The following is a 19,198-nucleotide window of genomic DNA, read 5'->3' as shown; positions in this document are numbered from 1 at the left end:
CAAACTTATACGCCGAGTTTTGATTATTGCTTGATAAGCCGCCCACGGCAAGGTGCATCGTAGGCTTTCGGCGGACTGAAGGTCTGCAGCGCCAACCGGGCCTTGGTGATCTGTTCAATGCCTCCGCACTTCCCACACATCGATGTTGGCGGTTTGAAGCAACAAGACATGGTCAGGCTTGAGTTTTTCCCGACAGTATCGCATCCAGTGTTTATGGAAACTCAACCCACACTTGGCGCCGGAACTTGGGGTTTCTCCCGGCGTTTCCCCTGGGTCTTGATTGCATTGATTGTTACCTGTGTTTCCATAGAAATGGCTCTTCAAGGCGCCGATCTCGGCATGTGGGGCTCGACGCGGTGGCGAAGCCTTGCCTATCAGAACGGGGGCTTCTGGCGTGGACTTCTCGACAATTGGCGGCCGAACTATGCCGCGCAGCCTGTAACCATGTTTGCCACCTACAGTTTTCTGCACAGTGGTCTCGCACATCTGACCGTCAACATGATTACGCTCTTTTCTCTTGGGCGCATCGTCATTGAGCGGACAGGACAGGCGCGGTTTGCAGCAATCTATATGCTCTCGATCCTTGGTGGGGCTGTAGGTTTTGCTCTGCTCTCCGATGCGGTGCAGCCCATGGTTGGAGCCTCCGGGGCACTCTTTGGCCTCGCGGGGGTTCTGGTCGGGTGGGAATACACCGCTCGGCGCTTGGAAAGAGAAGGTCTTTGGCCGGTGGCGCGTGTGATCGGCTTCCTAATCTTGTTGAATGTCATCATGTACTGGGCGATGGATGGCCTCCTGGCTTGGGAAACCCATCTCGGCGGCTTCGTCACGGGCTGGATCGCAGGCTGGTGGATCCGGGAGAGGGAAAACTGACGGTCATGTCCGTCCAGTCATAATAAAACTTCGCAACTTGTCGGTAAAGCCGGTGTCAGAGAAGGGATCTATCGCCGCAGTTTGACCGCCCTCTGAGGCCCTCAGTGCCGCATTGATTTGCTCGGGCAGATCATTTTCGTCTCGTGCCTTGAACAAACCTGGGTGCTCCCGCAGATGATTGACGGTGGCAATCTGATGATCGTTTCTGTGCTCACCGAATTTTCTCTGCCGCGGCATGACACAAATGCATTTTGCTTGGGTCAGTGCAGTCAGGATCGTTCCCATGCCAGCGTGTGATATGATAAGCTGGGCTTTTCTGAAGACGGCAGTGTAGTCCTTGGGTGACAGACGTGCGGTTATCTCGAAGTTCCGAGGGACATAGGGGTTTTGGCGCGGGGAGAGTACCTGACCAAAAATTTCGCATTCAGGTTGGTTGGTCTCGGCCCATTCATCAACGGCTTGAACTAGCCGACCGAAAGGCAATTGGGTTCCTGTTGTAAGGAATATCAAAGGACCGAACCCATGTGATGTGGCCCCTCAGGCCGAGCCAGATGCTCCCATTGCGTCAGCCACAGGTCGGCATACTTGGCGACCTCCTTTCCCGACTTCGACAGTTCTTCAGCATTAGCAATGCTATCTATCCAGATGGTTCTTGCGCCGATTAACTTTCCAAATCGTAGGGCAAAGTATCCTGGTGCTGCCCCGGTCGTAATGATGACATCTGGTCTCTGGATGAGTACGATGAAGAACATCTGGATCAGTTGCCGAAAAAGGGGCAGTTTTTCAGACAAGTTTGCGTCTGTGACCCAGATGAAGTTCGGAGTGGGTTGGCCTTCATTCGTTGCTGCAAACCGAACGATTTCCTCAAGACCTGGTTCGGTGGTTACATAGGTGACTAACGAACCGTCCCAAGCTTTCCGAAGACGCATAAGCTGAACCCAGTGCCCTCCCGCGGACGCCACGACCATGAGTTTTGGTGATAAGGAAATCGATCTGCTCCAGTTATTGCGAAATAAGGAAGAATGGCTCCGGCATAGTGTTGCAAAACATACATTTGCTGCAATACCGGATCAATAGTTTGGCGGGTTTATCGGCCCTCTGCCAAGGTCGCCATCAGATCGCCTAAAGCGCGCTCATAAAGCTCCAGCTTTTCCACACCTGTTAGCAAGGCCGCTTTTTGCACCTTTGCCAATTCGGTGCGACGGTCATAGGCGCTGAATATGTGGTCCAGGATCTCTTCTGCGCTTTGGGTCGTGCAGTCCACCGTCTCATTGTAACCCAGAGATCCAAAGAGACCTGCGAACTTGCGGCTGTAGGCCATAGGTACAACTGGCACGCCTGAAGAAAAGGCGGCGATGCAGGCATGCATCCGCGCGCCCATGAAGAAATCCATCCCAGCGATGTAACTCTTGGCCTCCGATGGAGATGCAAAGGCAGGGGCGACCGTGAGAAACGGGAACTCCTGCTGCAACTTTAGGCTCGCAGCGCGATCATCCTCCACTCCGCCTCCGGTCCACGTGATAACGTGTGGAACCAGGTGGATCTCACATTTATCGGGATGATTGGCAAACTTCTGTACGATCTCCCGCATTAGTTGCGGATAATCCATCTTGAGCCCGAACATATTGTTGCGGGTGTATCCGCCACTCATAAGAAGGCCTGAAACATTTATGCCAACTCGTACCGGGCCGCCCTCGGCACGAGGTGGCGGCGCATCATAGGGCAGGCGAAGGGCCACATCCGAGGCTTCAATGATGTTGCTTTGGATCCCAAGGTCGCGAAGTTGTGTGGTCGACAAGTTATCCCGCGTAGTTGTGAGCGCGCTCAGTCGGATTGATTGCCGGGAGAGGAAGCTCGAAAGAGCTTTTTTGAAGGGACCAAATGTTTGAGGCGCCAGGACCAGCGGCGTTCTGGCCAGATGTGTAAGATACTTCATCAAGAGCATCTGACCAATTCGGCGTGGACCGTAGATGTCAGCGAAGCTATCGCCGCCGCCGATGTCGATGACAAGATCGGCCTCACGGACAGCGCGTAAGAAATCCAGCGGCTTTCGAAGAGGGCGCGTGGGGCGGATCGTGACATCGTTGCCCGTCACGTATGGCGGGCGTTCGGCGAAACTGTCTATGAATGTTATGGAAATTCGCAGATCGCGAGCCTCGGTGATCCGTCGCAAGATCGCTACCTCTGACACGCTAAGAGCGCCGACACCAAGGTTGTCGTTGCTGGCAGAGTGGAAGATCAGTGCGACCTTGAGCATGGAAACATCTCGGAATGATCAAATTGAACTAATTTGGCTTTAGTTAGCAGAAGGCTGTGGCGCATATAAGGCCCGCCCTCCGTAGTAGACACTAAAAAGTCCCTCTACAATCTGCCGATAATGACCCTGCGCAGCATTCCGAGGAAGTTCTTGAGGTTGCGTGAGAACGGGTTTTGCCGCGCCGCGGCCCAAAGATGCAAACCTCGGTAACGCGGTGTTGGACGTCCTGCGAGGCGCAAAGCGAGCAGCCGCGCCATCAGGGCCCTTCGTCTCTCGCGCTGTCCAGGCTGGATTGGTGCCAGCTTGTCGACATCGAAGCCTGAAATCTCGATTTCTCCGGCTGCAACTGCTTCTTGCAGGATCCTTTCCCCCAACGAAGTGCGGCTGACAATCAGGCTCACACCTTCAGCCTCTTCGAAGATCGGATAACCGTCCGCATCGCTCTCCCAGGCATCGGCGCAGACAATATCCGCGGCCTTACCGGTGCCATCGGCACAGATCTTGCAACGATGCTGGACATGTTTCGAGAGGATGTCGCCCCAGCTCTCATGATAGCTCATGGAGCGTTCCGTTCCGTCGTCAAGACTAGCTGTTGCTCGCCCTGGCCAACCATGCCCACGATACCGGAAGCTCGTGACGTGATCCTCGTGGACACCGAGAGACTTAATCAACTCTCTGGCGCCCTGTTCCGAGGGCACGCCCGCGCAGAAAAAGGAAAGGATTATTGGATAGGTCGCTGCAACCTCTGGGCGTTCACTGGCGAGAGCCCGCAGGGCCACCGCATCACAAGGTTTGCCGACAAAAGCATATTTTCTACCTGAGTCGACCATCTCGCTCAATCGCTCCAACGGTGCGGAGGGGGCATAGCGGGATCCACCTGCGGCCAGAATGTCATCGCGGTCTATGCTGACAACCATTCGGTTCGCAATCGGATTTTGTGGGTCATCAGCAATCTGCACAATGGCCTCAACTTCTCCGCTGTTAAGGAGATGCACCAGCAAGGCTGAAAGTGCTCCACCCGAAGCCCCTCTAAAGCGCAGTAAAGTGTCCGTGGCCCAGCCCGTGCGCATCTCTCTGTATGGACCCCACAGAACATCATCTGGCTGGTCTTCGGCCGCTATTTTTTGGCCCAAGGCGGGGCAGAAGCGATCGAAGGCTTGTTGTTCTGCATCGGTCAGCGGCGCGAATTCGAGCGGTCGCAGAAATCCGGGCTCTACCTTTTGCATCCTTATCTTGCCCGGGAACACACCTGCGCACGCTCCGCACCCCGAACACAGATTGCCTCGAGCGATGCGGCGCAATGGCACGGCCGTAGGCAGAGCGCTTTCTTCAGGATCTCCGTTTTGTGACACCTCAGAAGCCATTTTCCCACTCCTGCCTGCGACGCCAGACATCTCGCCAGGCAGTGTATGCGGCGTCGAACCGTGATGTTCCCGGCAGACTGTTCAAAATCGATAGTGCCACGTTTCGCGATAATGGCCAAAGCTTCAGCAGGAACAGGCCAATCCCTTGCGTTCTTACCGAAAAATGCCTCTTGATAAGCTCTGCCTTCGCCTTTAGCAGTCGCACCAGCTTGTCGGAACGGACCTTCTCGGAAGCCCCTCCATAATGAACGATCGTTGCATCTGGTGTTATGGTCGGACGCCAGCCTGCTGCTCCTGCGCGAAGGCAGAGATCTGCTTCTTCGCCATACATTCTGAAGACAGGATCAAACCCTCCCAAATCATCCCATGTCTCCCGAGAAATCAGCAAGAAACATCCCGATACTATGTCCACCTCCCGAACTTCGTCACGCTGCCAGTTTCCAAAAGACTCGGGGTTGAAGACGGCTGAATTTTGGAAAACGACAGATAGACCAGACGCTCTGCAGAACAGTGACCACACGGTCTGCCTATGCCAGCAAGACGAAGGGTTCAAGCGACCGTCCGCGAAAAGAGTCCGCCCGCCCCAGATACCGGCGCTAGGACGGCTTTGTGCGAAGGCGACGAGCTTGTCCAGGGCTTCGTCCAGAACCACCGTATCAGGGTTCAGCAACAGCAGAAAAGGCGCCTTGCATTGCGGCACGGCCAAGTGATGAGCGCCGCCAAACCCATGATTTATCGACTCCGCAAGCAGTTTGACACGTGGAAAGAGCTGCCGAATCGCATCGGCCGAGCCATCTGAGGAGGCATTGTCTACGACAACAATCTCGAAACTTCGGCTGGTCTGTTCGTAAATCGACGACAAGCAGGCAAGAGTCATGTCTCGCGTGTTGTAACTGATAATGACAACCGAGAATTCTGGCGTTTCCGGTCGGTCGCTGGGCATTCGGCTTCCTGAACTGATTACTATGGTTTTCCCCGCACTGTGCAACGAGTAGCATCGCATGACTAGTGGTCTCAATAACTGCATGCCTTCTGTTGCCGGTTTATCCGGACGAAACAGTTCGTTTCTGTGCCCGGGATTTTCCCATCACACGGTTGTCGGCATTGCCTTGCATTTGTTGGGCGGTTAGCGTGCGCGCGGTTGTTTGGGGTCAAAAGTATGCATCAAAAAATTAGTGAAATCTCGGGAAAGAATATTCGTCTGCGCTTGGTTTCGGAACAAGATGCAGCATTCATTCATGCCCTGCGAACCGCTCCGATGTATAGCAGATACCTATCGCCCGTCACTGGAAGCGTGGAGGATCAAAGAAAATGGATCGCGGCGTACAAGTCCCGCGAGGCCGCAGGGGCAGAGTATTACTACGTGATCGAACGACTGGACGGACATCCATGCGGCGTTGTCCGCCTGTACGAGCTGACCGATGATAGCTTCACTTGGGGAAGCTGGATCCTGAACGCCGACAAGCCGTCGAAGGCCGCTTTCGAAAGCGCGGTGCTTTCATTTTCGATCGGGTTCGACGCGCTGGGCTTATACCGCGGAATTCTCGATGTGCGCAGGGACAACGCAAAGGCAATTGCCTTCTATCGCCGTTTCGGCATGACTGAAACTGGGTCTGATGCAGACAATCTTTATTTCGAGCTGACGAGAGAGCGGTTTGCTGCCAAGCAACCCGAGCTGAACAACGCCTTACAGGAGGGGTCTTGCAGTGCCTGAAATCCAAGAAGACTGTATCATCCCGGCAAGCGCAAATATCGCCGAAGGGGTAAGTATCGGACCGCGCGTCGTTCTGGCCGGCGATGGAATCGTACTTAGGGAGAACGTCACACTAGACGCCGCCTGTGTCATCGGGGCCGACGTTGCCGTCGGTCAAGGCGCGTGGGTCAGAGCCGGCGCCGTCGTGCTACGGTCAGTGCCACCTAATGCGATCGTCGAGGGCAATCCGGCGCAAGTCGTTGGTTATCTGAACGGGTCCCGGCTGGAAAGTCGGCCTGATCCGCGCCATGTGGATGTTCAGGCCCTAGGCGATCTAAAAAGGCCTGCAATGGTGCCCCTGGGTATCGGCCAGAGCAGCCTCTACCTGATGCGTCGGATCGAGGACGCGCGCGGATCTCTGACGGTGGGCGAAGTGCCAGACGAGGTCCCTTTCACCCCTGCGCGCTATTTTGTGGTTTATGATGTGCCCTCGATGGAACTGCGCGGGGAACATGCACACAAGAAGTGCCAGCAATTCCTTATCTGCCTGCATGGGTCCTGCAGGGTCCTTCTGGATGATGGCGTCGAACGCTGCGAAGTCACGTTGGATCGACCGGACATAGGCGTTTTCATGCCGGAAATGATTTGGGGGACCCAGTATCGCTACAGTCCTGAGGCAGTGCTTCTGGTCCTTGCATCTCGCCCTTACGAGGAGGATGACTATCTTCGCACCTATGACGCATTCCTAGCGGAGATGGAAAGATCCAAGGCATGAAGATACCTTTTCTCGACATTGGCGCCACGTACAGGGAACTGAAGCCCGAGATCGACGAAGCGGTGGCCCGCGTTCTTTCAAGCGGCTGGTACATTCTCGGTCCGGAAGTCGAAGCTTTCGAGGCGGAATGGGCGGAATACTGCGATGCTGGCCATGCAGTTGGTCTTGCCAATGGCATGGACGCGCTGATCCTGGCACTTCGGGCACTGGAAATCGGACCGGATCACGAAGTCATAGTGCCGTCGAACACATATATCGCGACTTGGCTGGCGGTTTCCGAGGTCGGCGCGACGCCCGTTCCTGTAGAACCGGATCCGGCGACCCACAACATCGACCCTACGCGGATCGAAAAAGCCATAACGCCGCGCACCCGTGCAATCCTACCGGTTCATCTTTACGGACAACCCGCCGACCTTGATCCGATCTTGGATATCGCGCATCGGCATGACCTGCGGGTCGTCGAGGACGCCGCGCAGGCCCACGGAGCCCGCTACAAGGGCAAGAGGATCGGCGTACATGGCGATATCGTATGCTGGAGTTTTTATCCAGGAAAGAACCTTGGGGCCTTCGGAGACGCGGGCGCGGTGACAACCAATGACGCCGCGCTGGCAGAAAAGGTGGCGGTCCTACGGAACTACGGCTCGCGACGGAAATACGTGAACGAAGTGCAGGGCGTGAATTCGCGTCTCGATCCAATCCACGCCGCAGTCCTGCGCGTTAAACTTGCATCGCTTGATCGCTGGACCGACCGACGCCGGAAAGTTGCCAAGATCTACTCAAAGGCACTAAAGAGTACAAACCTAATTCTACCACATGTACCAGACTGGGCCGATCCAGTTTGGCACCTCTACGTTGTTAGGAGCCAGATCCGCGAGCAGCTCGAATCCCGTCTAACTTCCGAAGGGGTGGGCACGTTGATCCATTATCCGATCCCTCCACACATGCAGGACGCTTATTCGTATATGGGTCTCGCACCTGAATCCCTACCTCTGGCGCAACGTCTTGCTTCCGAAGTCATCAGTTTACCGATTAGCCCGCATCTCGCCGAGAAGGACGTCAACGCCATCGCAGATATCCTATCCGATAGAACCTGAAATGGTCCTGAGGCTGATAAAACGAAAGGTTAAGACCGAGCGGCGTTTTGCGCCGTACAGGTTCTTGATGAAAAATGGAGTATGGAGCGTAGAAAAAAGATTTCTTGCCCTCGAAGATCCTAAAAATGCAGAGTTCGCACAATTCGCTGGAAAGTTTTTTAAGGCCAATAAGCGTGGGTCAAAATATTTTCCAGACCTCGCCAAGGCAGTAGTTAAGAGGATAGTCGGGTCCGACCGGCTCGTAGTGCGCGGTTCGGGAAAGATATTGTCCGCAACAGTCGTCTACATCTCGAGATCGGGGCACTTAAAGTTCTTCGACTTCGATAAGAATGAAATTTTGACCACTATTGATCGAAATGTACACGTGAACCGGGTGCCTGAGAAGAAACTGGCGCTTTTTGATTATTTTCCGCGTCCGGATAGAAGCCTGATCAAGACCCAGTCGGGCTATTTCAGGCGCGAGCCCTTGCTGGAAGCGAAACCCCTCGGTCTGCTGTCACAGGTTGAGCAATTGAAATCTGTTCATAAGATCATCAAAGTGTACGAGGAATATGTCGAAGCAACCCGTTGTGAGCCGGACCCTGACTTGGTCATGACGTGTTTCAAAGAAGTCGCCCAGTACCTGCCAGAGGCGATTAGGGCAAAGTATCTGGCTCTCGAAAAACGTGTCTCGAGCTTAGCCAAACGTTATGGCCTTGTTGAAGCACACCTTGACTTTAACATAGCTAATCTTTTGATTAATGACCGGGTGTGGGCTGTTGATACGGAAGACGCAGGTCTTTTGCTGCCCTGCCTTTATGATCTGAACAATCTTGCAATCAACGAAATCTACGAAGATCGCGACACCTTCATTTTCGACCAGATTTTCGGGGGCGCGCTGAACGCAGATTTCCGAAGTCTTATGTCGAAGGCAATCATTGGTCCAAATAAAGACGACGACAAGTTGTCCGTATTCATGAACTTCTTCATGCGCGAGAGTCAGTATGTTTCCAGTCAATTGTTTGGAGATATCGATCCGAAGCGCGCCGAATGGACATGGAACAAGCTCGAAAGAGCAATTCCTTGGTGGGGCCAATTTTCAGATGCGCATTAGAGAAAGATGTCAATGACCCGAAGTTTCTTTTTGAAGGTTAAGTCCAAGTTAAGGCGCTGGCTTTTGGGCGCGCCGCAGGTCCAGCATGATGCGGAAGGATTCGAGTTCTACAAGCCCGGCTCTCGCGACGAGAGGAATGCGGGTTTCCAGAGTTACTATCGCGAAAATGCTGCGGATATCTGGCTGGGAAGAGTTCCCGACAGGTATTTGAAGATTGCTGAGATGGTTCCGGGTACTTCAGTGCTTGAAATTGGATCGGCCGATGGTACGCAGGCACTAACTCTTGCACGCGATGGAAAATCGGTCCTTGGGATCGAATTGATGCCCCTGCAATTTCAGGAGGCACAGAAACTGCGTCAACACTGGTTGACCCAAGGCTTTAATGTGAAAAGCTGTGAATTCGTTAACGGAAGCATCATGGATAACCTCGAGGCGCTCGATAAAGCTGAGACGGTGTTGATCAGTCGGGTTCTATACCATCTAAGGGCCGATATTGAGCCGCTGTTTAAGCGCATTGTCGAAAGCCCGGTGCGCAACGTGGTCCTCGTTGGTTGTCCGCTTCGCGAAGCCCGTTGGCGAGCGGGAGGTGATACCGGAGATGCGTTGGGGAAGTATGCCTATTATGCAGCTCAGGAGGGCATGGAAGACATTCTCAAAAAGTTTAGTTTCACGGTGACCCGGTCCGAGGCATCAGGCAACGGAAACGATCCGCTCGTGGTCGCAGTACGTCAGATAGACCGTTAAGATATATGTCCTCGCGGGGCCTTCTGAGATCTATGGCGGTAATTGGCGGCGCGCAGGCGATCAGGATCGCGATTACAATTGCCCGAGCGAAGACGATAGCGGTGCTACTCGGCCCGACAGGCATCGGTCTACTCAGCGTTCTTAACAATCTACGCGAGATTCTATCGATGAGTGCAGGCCTGGGGCTTGCCAATAGCGGTGTGCGCGAACTATCGGCCGCGAAAGAAGATGCTGAGACGCTCTCGCGTGTGCGCCGGGTGCTATTCTCCGCTTTTGTCGTCCAAGGGTCCATCGCGATGGCTCTGATCTGGCTGACACGGGAAGCGCTCGCGCTGCGGATTCTAGGCAGCACTGATTACAGCCTTGAGATCGGGCTGGTTGGTGTGGCGGTATTTCTGTTTCTGATCTCGAGCTCTCAGACGACGCTGCTGCAGGGAATGAGGCAGATTGGCGATTTGGGGCGGGTCACCGTCTGGGGCACGCTGCTGGGTACATTGGCCGGCCTGCTGCCAGTGATTGTGCTGGGTCAGGAAGGGCTTATTGCGCTGATACTTTTGCCACCGGCCATAGGTATCTTTGTGGCGTGGCACTATACTCGCCACTTACCCGCAACCCAAACGGTACGAATGACCCGGCAGGAAATTTGGTGGGCCTGGTACCCGATGGTCAAGCTGGGCGTTGCGTTCATGCTGGGTGGGCTGGCGACAACAGGTACGCTGCTTCTGTTGCGCGCTTGGATTACACGGGATCTTGGCCTCGAGGCTGCAGGGTATTTCGCTGCTTCTTGGAGCATCACGATGATCTATGTGGGCTTCCTATTGCAGGCCATGGGGGCTGATTACTTTCCGCGCTTGACGGAGGTCATTCGCGACCGCGACACCGCGACAAGACTGATGAATGATCAGATGCAGCTGTCGCTGGCCCTTGGCGGGCCGATCCTTCTGATTTTGATTGGCTGCGCACCGTGGCTCATCCGCCTTCTGTATTCCTTAGATTTCGAAGCGGCGGTGACAATACTGCAATGGCAAACTGTGGGAAACGTTTTCAAATTAGCCTCGTGGTCCCTTGGTTTTGCCTTTGTTGCTTCAGCGAGATCGGGGTTGTTTCTATATTTGCAGCTGCAGTTCAACTTATTGTTCTTGGCGATGATATGGATCGGACTGCCTCGGCTGGGTTTGGAGGTAACCGGGATCGCCTTCGTTTTTGCGTATGCGATCCATCTCTCGGTAGTTGTGATCTTGGTTCACCGACTTCAGGGCTTCCGCTGGCAAAGGCTGTCAGTTGGCCTTTTTGGTTTACATGCAACGCTGGCCTTCGCTCTGCTGGCGCTATCACTTAGTTTTCCCCTCGCCGGAGCAGGCGCGTCGGTAATGGTAGGTGTGATCACCGGCATTGTCGGCGGACATATAGTAGTTTCCAAAATTGGGCCCCATGGGCGCCTTGTTTCGAAGATAGCGCGCATCTATGAATTGCTTGGCTGGCCGATCAGGGATGTTGGATGACAAAAAAGACACAGCGTCCATTGGTGACCTTCATAGTCATCGCCTACAATCAGGAGCGCTATATCCGCGAAGCCATAAAAGGGGCTTTCGCGCAGACCTACGAGCCGCTGGAGATCATCCTGTCGGATGATTGTTCGTCCGACCGCACCTACGAGATCATGCAGGAGATGGCGGCAGGTTATGAAGGGCCGCACAAGGTGTTGCTGAGCCGCAACACCCCGAACTTGGGACTGATCCCGCATATCGATCGTGTGATGGAGCTTGTCGCAGGTGACTTTATAGTTGTGAATGCGGGTGACGATGTGTCCGTGCCTAAGCGAACTTCAGCCCTCGTAGCTGCTTGGCTTGCTTCGGAGCGTCGCCACAAGCTGCTGCACTCCGCAGTAGAACGCATCGACTTAGATGGTGAGCCGATTGATATCAAACGACCACCAGCCTTTATGCAGGGTGCCCCTGATACATTTGAGATAGTGCGAAACAATGGTCATATCATCGGCGCAACCGCAGGTTGGGACAAAAGTATATTTACCGAATTCGGTCCGCTAGGCGAAGGTATCACTGCCGAAGACCGGATCATCCCAATTCGTGCCAGCATTATTGGCGGGCTGACCTATATCCCCGAAGAACTCGTCCGGTATAGGATCGGGGGAGTGTCGGCACCGATTGTTCAAAGAAGCCCAGCACACGAATACTTGTACGGTCTGTCGCACAAGGTGCGGAAATGGAAAAGCGAGGTCGACTTCTATCTACTCGAAAGATTCTGCGACTTAGACTATAGCAGAAAGGATGAAGTAGAAGCTATATGCCGCAGTCGCGGCCGCGTTCTACGTTTTGCCGTTGATCTAGCAGAGACAGGGCGTTTCGATAGGTGGCTAATGGCTCCAAAGGCTTTATTGTTGGCTTGGCGGCACCGAACCTCTGCACCTGTGAAGGATTGGGCAAGATACACTTTTGAAAACACATATAAATGGTACGCCAACATGAGGTACGCGAGTTCATATAGGCGCAGATCTCCAAACGCGGGGGCGAGGGCATCTAAAGAATGAGTGACGTGCCTCTTATCTCTGTCGTTATACCGACATACAATCGCGCTCATTGCATCGCGGATGCGATAGACAGTGTGCTCCGTCAGGACCCACCTCCCTACGAAGTGATTGTCGTAGATGACGGATCAGTAGACGAAACGGTAGGCATCCTGGCACAATATGGTGATCGGATTACTTGCTTGTATCAACCGAATGCGGGTGTTTCCGCTGCAAGAAATTTGGGGATAAAACACGCCTCTGGTGACTGGTTAACCTTTCTCGATTCGGACGATTTGTGGACCGAAGAGCGCATGAGCGTGCTTGTAAGCGATCTGTTGGGTATCGGAGACGCGAATGTTGTCGCTCATGTGGCTGATCTAAACTTCACTGGAAGCAATTATAGCAAGCGGCTTTTCGAGCTGCGAAATTGGACAAGTGATGAGTGCGCCAGTATTCACATCGGTGATTGGCTCCAAAGAGCATTGAGTGGCGTCTCACCTTGTTCAGCAGCAGTTAGAAGAGATATCGCTATCGATGTAGGAGGCTTTCCGGCTAACTTAGCGATTGGCGAGGATATTTACTTTTTCGCCGCAGTTTCACTAATGGGATCAGCCATTTTTAATGACGCGGTAGTTGCCGAGGCGAGAAGATTCGAAGAAGATCACGTTGCAGTAGTTGATCTTTTCCGCAGAGATCCGATAGAAGCCTATCTCACTAGAGATCGACTATTCGTACTACTCAGCGATCTTTCCTTGAGTGGTCAACAGCGTGATACAGTCAATAAGCTACGAAGCGGCAATCTCTTGAGATTGGCCAACGCTGAAGCCAGTACCGGCGTTGGCAATCATCGACGAACTCTACTGGAGACGATCCGGGTACACCCTAAATTTATTAGGCCACTTTTGAGAGCAATACCACCATTCCTTATTGGGCGCAAAGGTTACCAAGCTGTCCTGCGTCAAAATGGTTTTACGCGAGTGGGAGATCGGTAGTCCTTGAGTTGAGAAATGGCTTACTTGAATTGTACGAACCAATTATGTCAAAAAAGTCTCCAAAATGAATGAAGTTACCCCACCGCTGGTATCGGTAATTATTCCAACATACAACCGGGCGGGTACAATACTTCGCTCAATTCAAAGTGTTCTGGCTCAGGACTATCAAAATCTAGAAGTGATTGTTGTGGATGATGGATCCACAGATCAAACGCAGAATATTCTTTCTTCGGTTGCGGACGAACGAGTTAGGCTAATCGTTCATGAAAAAAATCGTGGCGTTGGAGCCGCAAGGAATAGCGGGATTTTTGCCGCTGCGGGGGATCTCGTCGCTTTTCAAGATAGCGACGACGAGTGGTTGCAAGGCAAGCTATCTAGTCAAGTCGAGAAGATCTTGGAAATTGGCGAGCAGTGCGTGCTAGTTTACTGTGTGAAAATTGTTTATGGTCGTGACGCAGCATATAGGCGAGGACCTAGAAGGGCAGCTTGTGTGCCTGGTCCCGAAGAAAAAATACTCTCAGGTGATATTCGCAAGCGTCTTTGGAGGGATAATCTCATTAGTACGCAAACAATGTTAGTCCGGACCCAAGCACTCCGAGAGATAGGAGGTTTTGATGAAAGGCTCTTTAATAGCGAGGAGTGGGACTTGGCCATTCGCTTGTCAAGCCTAGGCATATTCGCCTTCGTTGATGAGCCGCTGGTTAACACTTATATCCAAAAGGATAGCATTTCGACACTTTCGAGTAAGGCGCCGTACAGTCAGTTGATAATTATCAATAAGCTCAAGCGCCAAGGGGTTACTTCCAAGGCTTGGGCCGGTCGTTTGGGGCGGTTGGGATACGCGGTTGGGCGGCTTGGATATCCTAGAAGGGGCGATAAGCTGATGCGCGCGTCACTAGCGAGAAACCCATTCTTAGCCAGTATGTGGGTTCGCTTTCTCGTTAATCGTTCTCGTTTCTAAATTGGCTTTTGAAAGATTTGTGTGCTTTGAATTTTGAAACACTTCGCTGCGCCTAGATTCGCGCATTGGAAATCGTGAATAATTTATCCTGCTTCTGCTCGACTCGGTCGTTACGCCAGTTTCTTCGCTTACGCCATCCCAGTCCAAAAACCATATGCCACTGGAGAACAAAAAAAGGAAATAAACGTACGCGATATCCCAGTAATGGACTGTCCATCCAGACATAAAGAGACCAAACATGGTCACAAGGTATCCCGTACGATACCAGATAATTCGCTCATCTGTAGTGCGGCGATAGGCGACACCAAGAAAGACAGAAAAGAACAGTGCGAACCATAGAATCCAAACAGGCACCCCATGGCGCATTGCGGGAACGATCCAAAACATATCCGCGCTACGTGACATCCACGATGGACGGGCCCATTCATTCAATCCAATTCCAAAAACAGGATTATTTAGTATACTAGCAGTGCCAAACTCCCAAATTCGTATCCGATTGTAGGCAGTGTGTTTATTGAATGCGAGATATTCAATAATGACGTGGAATGGCGTTCGATTGGAAAGAATGTCAATTATAATGTACCCTAAGATTGAAAGTACCAGAAGTATCTTCCATCTTGATTTTACGGAATTGAAGACTCTATCCCAGGCTATGATATTGATTTGGGCCATCACTGACACCATTGGGCCAGATGAGAGTGACAATAGGCCCAGTGCTGCTATTGCCGATGTTCGAAGAAAGCGAGAGATCTTCGAGAGTCCGTATCCGATCACGTAGTATACGACGCCTACAATCGACCAAACAAAAACTCCAAAGTGTATTGGATGCGGAAAAGGACCTTGAACACGCTCAAGGCCCAGGCGTGGCTCCATATTCATCTCGAAGTATGTTGGTCCAATTTTTGATAAGACTTCGATAATCACACTATTGCCAGTTAAGGCTTCGTACATGGCAAACGGCATCAAAAATAGGCAAATTGTGAAGAGAGTCCTTACAAGAGACAGAAAGTGGTCAGGCGTTCTAATGTAACATCGGCCGAGCAGGTAAGCTCCAAGTGTTTCACTCCATAGAATCCCTGTAGTCTCAACCATTGAGGCGAAACCGTGAACGACTATTAGTGATACCGTTGACCATATACATATGCCGATCACTAAAATATCTGGTAGCCGAATCTTTCCTGCTTGGCCAGAGAGGAGGAAAAAGATGCTCGGGAAAAAGGAGGCGATTAGCACTACTCGATAAATCGATAACCGCAGAGGTCCCACATAAATAAAAACAGGGATCAGAAGTCCAAGCAAAAAGGCCCACACCCAAAAGGAGACCTTCGTGCTACGGACTGTACTTTTCGAATCGAACGTAGGACTTTTTATGCGCGCAAGGTTTTCCATCTCTTTCTCTGCGCGCCCTATCGAGTGCATGTTCTATGCCAACGGGAAGGCAAAATGCATAAGAGAGACGACAATGAACGCAGCTCCCCGTGATTTATCTTTTGCTTTTCCGATGATAATCGGTGCTCATCCTCGAGATTGCAAGGTGCGTTAGTCCAAGATTGCTTTGACGTCACACGAGAGTCGTCCCACCTTCAAGTGGCGATTCAATGAACATGAAGTCATCGCTCACCTGGAAGTCATACACGTCACCTTCGAAATCCAACCTGCTGTTCCAGGCATCGATCCAGCGGTTGCCGCTTGAGGGTGTCCCGCCAAGATCCCAGCTTGTATCCAAACCCCCAGCTCCCACGAAGTCAAAGTCAGTGCCCTGCTCGTCAAGAACCAGAACATCATCGACGACGATCTGCAGACGATCTGACTCTGCGTCCAGCATGATAGTCACATTGTGCAGATCTCCGTCATTGAGGCCGAGACCCGACAATTGGAAGCCATCGGCAAAGAGATATCCATCGTTATTGGCAACGGTAAGTCTAAGACCATCTCCTTCAAGTCTGAGATCAATTGTGTTTTGGTTCAGCACCAACCGCTCGGAATGCTTACTCGCGTCACTCGAAAAGTCGATCGAGAAAGCTATTTGCTGAGATGATTCGAACTCGGACAGGCCCTCGATTGAGACGTGGTCCCGTTTCCCATCAAAAGTGATGACGGGTCCGTCCTGGGTTTCGATGACATGAGCACCTACGTAGTTCAGGTTGCTCAAGTCGAGCATGTAACCGCCATTGATCATTGACGTGTCATCAGAAGTCGATCCTTCCGTCGTCATTGGCTCTTCAGTCTGAGTGGTTTGCTCTGATGTGTCTTCACCAGGTGTCGCGGACGTTGCCGTGTCACCGTCCGTCGTCGGTTCTGTGACAATCGCCGAATCGTCTGTCGCAACCGGATCCTCTGTGACAGTCGGTTCTGCTGTGGTTTGCTCTGTCGTGTCTTCACCAGGCGTCGCGGACGTTGCCGTGTCACCGTCCGTCGTCGGTTCTGCGACAGTCACCGTGTCGTCGGTCGTAATCGGCTCCTCTGTGACAGAAGTTTCTACTGTGCTCTGCGACGATGCGAAAACTTCAGCAGTCCCAGTGTAAGTAGGATAATCCAAGGACATCACATCAATGGAAAATGCACTTAGCTTTCCGTCAAAGTTCGTCTTTCCCCAAGGATTTCCAAAGACAAGTCCCCACGACTGCATTTCTGGCATTGATCCAACGACTTCAGCCGAACCAACCAATGTCCCATCCACAAGCACTTCAACACTGTCTGAATTGTCATTGAAGCGAAGAACTACATCGTGTGCCAAGCCATCGTTGAGCCGGACCCCGGACGTTTTCACAACGACAGCACCTTCGGTGGTCCAAAGAGTTGTGGTAAGTATCCCATTCGAGTCCATTTGCATAAGTAAGCTTTGATGGACACGAGCAACTTCACCGGCGCTACCAAAGCTGTCCGCCTGAAGCGTCATGGATATTTCGAAAGCATCAGCGCCAAAGAGGTTCTGAATGTACTCTTTATCGACGGCAGCTGCCACCCCAGAACCGCCGAGATCAATCGCCTTTGCGCCACCATAATCTACGAGATTAGGAGACTCAGAACCAGCTGCGGTCGTCTCTCCAAACGAGTGCGTCAAGAAAAGTCCGCTATCAGCATCAAAGGTCAGAACATCGCCTCCCGCAATCCCAGCTGTGATCATGGCTTGAGACGTTTGACCATCAATCGTCGTGACCGTGAGTTTAACATCATGATAACCCGCTGATCCAAAATCATGCTTAACGACTTGGCCGCTTGCAGTGCTGCCATCAGCAAAGGTCCACAAGAATTGAGCGTCATTTTCAGTCAATGGTCCAAATTGCCCAGCAGACAAGGACGCATCGAGAATCAAGATCTGGCTTGATGATGGATCAGAATGAACCTGGAAATAGGGCGTCACCTCTTCCGCAGCATACGGATACTGAACCTTGTCTGATCCAGCGCCAGCTTGCTCAACAAGACTTCCTGGCGCAATCACGTAATCATGCGTAGACGCATTTGACTCCAGGGTCGAGAGAATGAAATTGTAGATATACTCTTGAGGCTGAACCAGCGCGTTTCCGGTTACCGTCCAGTCATATTGCCCTGTGAAGCCATTGATTGCACTTGTAATATTTCCATCAACCGTTACAGAAGTAGATGCTGAACTGACCTTGATTATCGGCACAGTAACTGAGTTAATAGAGATGCCTTCATCGTTGCTAGCGCGAAGTACGGTGTTATTTGTAATGGTTAGGCCGTTCGTTTCGCCTACAGAAATGCCGTGGGCGTGAGAATTATAAATAGTATTGTTTTCGATGAGAACATTCTGGTAGAACATCTCAGCGCCCGCGCGACCATTGTCAACCTCTTCATTCCGCATGAAGATGGACTGCGTTTCATCTCCGCTGCCAATGTCCAGTATATTATTGCGAATTATAATGTCCGTTGATGGAGCCGTCGTATTGTTTGTCCAGAATTGAATCATGTCCGAATGATCACCCGAATCGGTTGATCGCGCGAAATCATGAATATAGTTATCTTCTATCAATACATTTTGAACCTGGGCGAAGTTTAGACCATCAGTTCGAATTGAGTGAACATCGTTTCCAGAAACAACAATATCAGAAGACCCACCAAACGTCATTGCTCGGTGCCAAGTCGTAAATTCATTGTTCTCTATCGTGATTCCTGTGCTGGTTTCCACGCGAAGGCCTCTTCCAGTCGCGTACCCATCAATTGTCGGGTCTCCAGTTCCTGATGCCAACTCTCCCTGGAAAAGAGAGTTGCGAATTGTTATTTCGGAACTGCCCAGGATCATAAATGGAGAAACCCAGTGTGCTCCACCTGTATGGTTTGAATCGAAAACGACGTTGTCGAATGTGAGGTTCTGAACGCTGTCCAGCGTCAACCCTGAAAACGAGGCCGGGTTTTCGGGATCCGCAGAAATAATTGTAACTGGGCTGTCATAAATGGCCTTAACACCGAAAGTCTTCCAGGTGATCAGGTCGAGCTGGCCATAATCGCCGCTATCCAGCTCAATTGTGTCTCCGCCTTGAGCCTGGCTCAGAGCCTTCACAAGCTCGTCCGAGTTCGTAACCTTATAGATAGCCATTCCTGCCTCCATGTGCGTCGCATTGGTTGCGATTGCCTGCACATGTTTTAACCGACAGAGGTGGGCCGCTTTAGGACCGCATTGTGACTTTAAATTGGTCTGGCTTCGAAGCGGTTCTTCAGCGAAATCCTGCCGATTTCCCGCGTCAGCATTTTCTCCGAGACAAGCCAGAAAGACCAGAGCTGTCGCAAGGCGAAGTGCGCTTCGTCGAGCGCGACGCTGGGTAATGCGAAGGCCTCTAACCTGCTGATAAAGCTTCGACATTGCAGC

The 19,198-nt window shown here is 52.1% G+C and carries 17 protein-coding genes; 10 read left to right on the top strand and 7 right to left on the bottom strand.

The genetic code is table 11. The features are described 5' to 3' along the window. The first annotated feature begins 168 nt into the window (after positions 1-168). A complete protein-coding gene (locus TR61_RS10395) occupies positions 169-870 on the top strand; it encodes a rhomboid family intramembrane serine protease (protein WP_245626866.1) in 702 nt (233 codons plus the stop codon). A gap of 3 nt (positions 871-873) precedes the next feature. Here TR61_RS10395 and TR61_RS20515 read toward each other — a convergent pair whose 3' ends face one another. From TR61_RS20515 to TR61_RS10370, 5 genes are all read right to left on the bottom strand, one after another. Next, positions 874-1,353, bottom strand: coding sequence for a glycosyltransferase (locus TR61_RS20515; protein WP_281178070.1), 480 nt, complete (start codon positions 1,351-1,353; stop codon positions 874-876). Between the two features lie 23 nt (positions 1,354-1,376). Then, complete coding sequence (locus tag TR61_RS10385) at positions 1,377-1,799, bottom strand: glycosyltransferase family protein (RefSeq protein ID WP_216595391.1); 423 nt, start codon at positions 1,797-1,799, stop codon at positions 1,377-1,379. 158 nt (positions 1,800-1,957) lie between these two features. After that, on the bottom strand, positions 1,958-3,127 hold the full coding sequence (locus tag TR61_RS10380; RefSeq protein WP_050929924.1) for a polysaccharide pyruvyl transferase family protein: 1,170 nt from the start codon (positions 3,125-3,127) through the stop codon (positions 1,958-1,960). Between the two features lie 104 nt (positions 3,128-3,231). Next, positions 3,232-4,491, bottom strand: coding sequence for a Coenzyme F420 hydrogenase/dehydrogenase, beta subunit C-terminal domain (locus TR61_RS10375; RefSeq protein ID WP_050929923.1), 1,260 nt, complete (start codon positions 4,489-4,491; stop codon positions 3,232-3,234). Then, positions 4,481-5,434 (bottom strand): glycosyltransferase family 2 protein, encoded by a 954-nt coding sequence (locus tag TR61_RS10370; RefSeq protein WP_050929922.1) that lies wholly within the window; start codon positions 5,432-5,434, stop codon positions 4,481-4,483. The genes TR61_RS10375 and TR61_RS10370 overlap by 11 nt, the downstream gene beginning before the upstream one ends. Positions 5,435-5,650: 216 nt before the next feature. On the opposite strand from TR61_RS10370, the gene TR61_RS10365 reads away from it, so the two are divergent. From TR61_RS10365 to TR61_RS10330, 9 genes are all read left to right on the top strand, one after another. Continuing rightward, positions 5,651-6,205 carry a GNAT family N-acetyltransferase gene (locus TR61_RS10365; protein ID WP_050929921.1) on the top strand — a complete coding sequence of 185 codons (555 nt, stop codon included), beginning with the start codon at positions 5,651-5,653 and terminating at the stop codon, positions 6,203-6,205. Further along, positions 6,198-6,959 carry a WxcM-like domain-containing protein gene (locus TR61_RS20260; RefSeq protein WP_216595385.1) on the top strand — a complete coding sequence of 254 codons (762 nt, stop codon included), beginning with the start codon at positions 6,198-6,200 and terminating at the stop codon, positions 6,957-6,959. Before TR61_RS10365 ends, TR61_RS20260 begins: the two co-directional genes overlap by 8 nt. Further along, positions 6,956-8,053, top strand: a complete 1,098-nt coding sequence (locus TR61_RS10355) for a DegT/DnrJ/EryC1/StrS family aminotransferase (RefSeq protein ID WP_050929920.1) — start codon at positions 6,956-6,958, stop codon at positions 8,051-8,053. The genes TR61_RS20260 and TR61_RS10355 overlap by 4 nt, the downstream gene beginning before the upstream one ends. A gap of 67 nt (positions 8,054-8,120) precedes the next feature. Then, complete coding sequence (locus TR61_RS10350; protein WP_172676962.1) at positions 8,121-9,146, top strand: hypothetical protein; 1,026 nt, start codon at positions 8,121-8,123, stop codon at positions 9,144-9,146. A gap of 12 nt (positions 9,147-9,158) precedes the next feature. Further along, on the top strand, positions 9,159-9,890 hold the full coding sequence (locus TR61_RS10345) for a class I SAM-dependent methyltransferase (RefSeq protein WP_050929918.1): 732 nt from the start codon (positions 9,159-9,161) through the stop codon (positions 9,888-9,890). 32 nt (positions 9,891-9,922) lie between these two features. Further along, positions 9,923-11,392 (top strand): oligosaccharide flippase family protein, encoded by a 1,470-nt coding sequence (locus tag TR61_RS10340; protein ID WP_050929943.1) that lies wholly within the window; start codon positions 9,923-9,925, stop codon positions 11,390-11,392. Further along, positions 11,389-12,438 carry a glycosyltransferase gene (locus TR61_RS10335; protein ID WP_050929917.1) on the top strand — a complete coding sequence of 350 codons (1,050 nt, stop codon included), beginning with the start codon at positions 11,389-11,391 and terminating at the stop codon, positions 12,436-12,438. The genes TR61_RS10340 and TR61_RS10335 overlap by 4 nt, the downstream gene beginning before the upstream one ends. Next, the gene (locus TR61_RS19660; RefSeq protein WP_082181925.1) at positions 12,435-13,409 is read left to right on the top strand and encodes a glycosyltransferase family 2 protein; all 975 of its coding nucleotides are present in this window, start codon (positions 12,435-12,437) and stop codon (positions 13,407-13,409) included. The genes TR61_RS10335 and TR61_RS19660 overlap by 4 nt, the downstream gene beginning before the upstream one ends. Before the next feature lie 64 nt (positions 13,410-13,473). Then, positions 13,474-14,370, top strand: a complete 897-nt coding sequence (locus TR61_RS10330) for a glycosyltransferase family 2 protein (protein ID WP_050929916.1) — start codon at positions 13,474-13,476, stop codon at positions 14,368-14,370. Here TR61_RS10330 and TR61_RS19920 read toward each other — a convergent pair. Both TR61_RS19920 and TR61_RS10320 read right to left on the bottom strand, forming a co-directional pair. Further along, entirely contained in the window at positions 14,323-15,333 is a 1,011-nt protein-coding gene (locus TR61_RS19920) for an O-antigen ligase family protein (RefSeq protein ID WP_172676961.1), read from the bottom strand. The two genes, TR61_RS10330 and TR61_RS19920, sit on opposite strands and share 48 nt — an antisense overlap. Positions 15,334-15,931: 598 nt before the next feature. After that, positions 15,932-19,192: a right-handed parallel beta-helix repeat-containing protein gene (locus tag TR61_RS10320; RefSeq protein ID WP_172676960.1), complete on the bottom strand. Its 3,261-nt coding sequence runs from the start codon at positions 19,190-19,192 to the stop codon at positions 15,932-15,934. Between the last annotated feature and the right edge of the window lie 6 nt (positions 19,193-19,198).

Source organism: Aestuariivita boseongensis, from assembly GCF_001262635.1.
In the GTDB taxonomy this organism is placed as follows: Bacteria; Pseudomonadota; Alphaproteobacteria; order Rhodobacterales; family Rhodobacteraceae; genus Aestuariivita; species Aestuariivita boseongensis.
The sequence above is the reverse complement of the archived record's forward strand: the minus strand, read 5'-3'. Positions and strand labels throughout refer to the sequence as shown.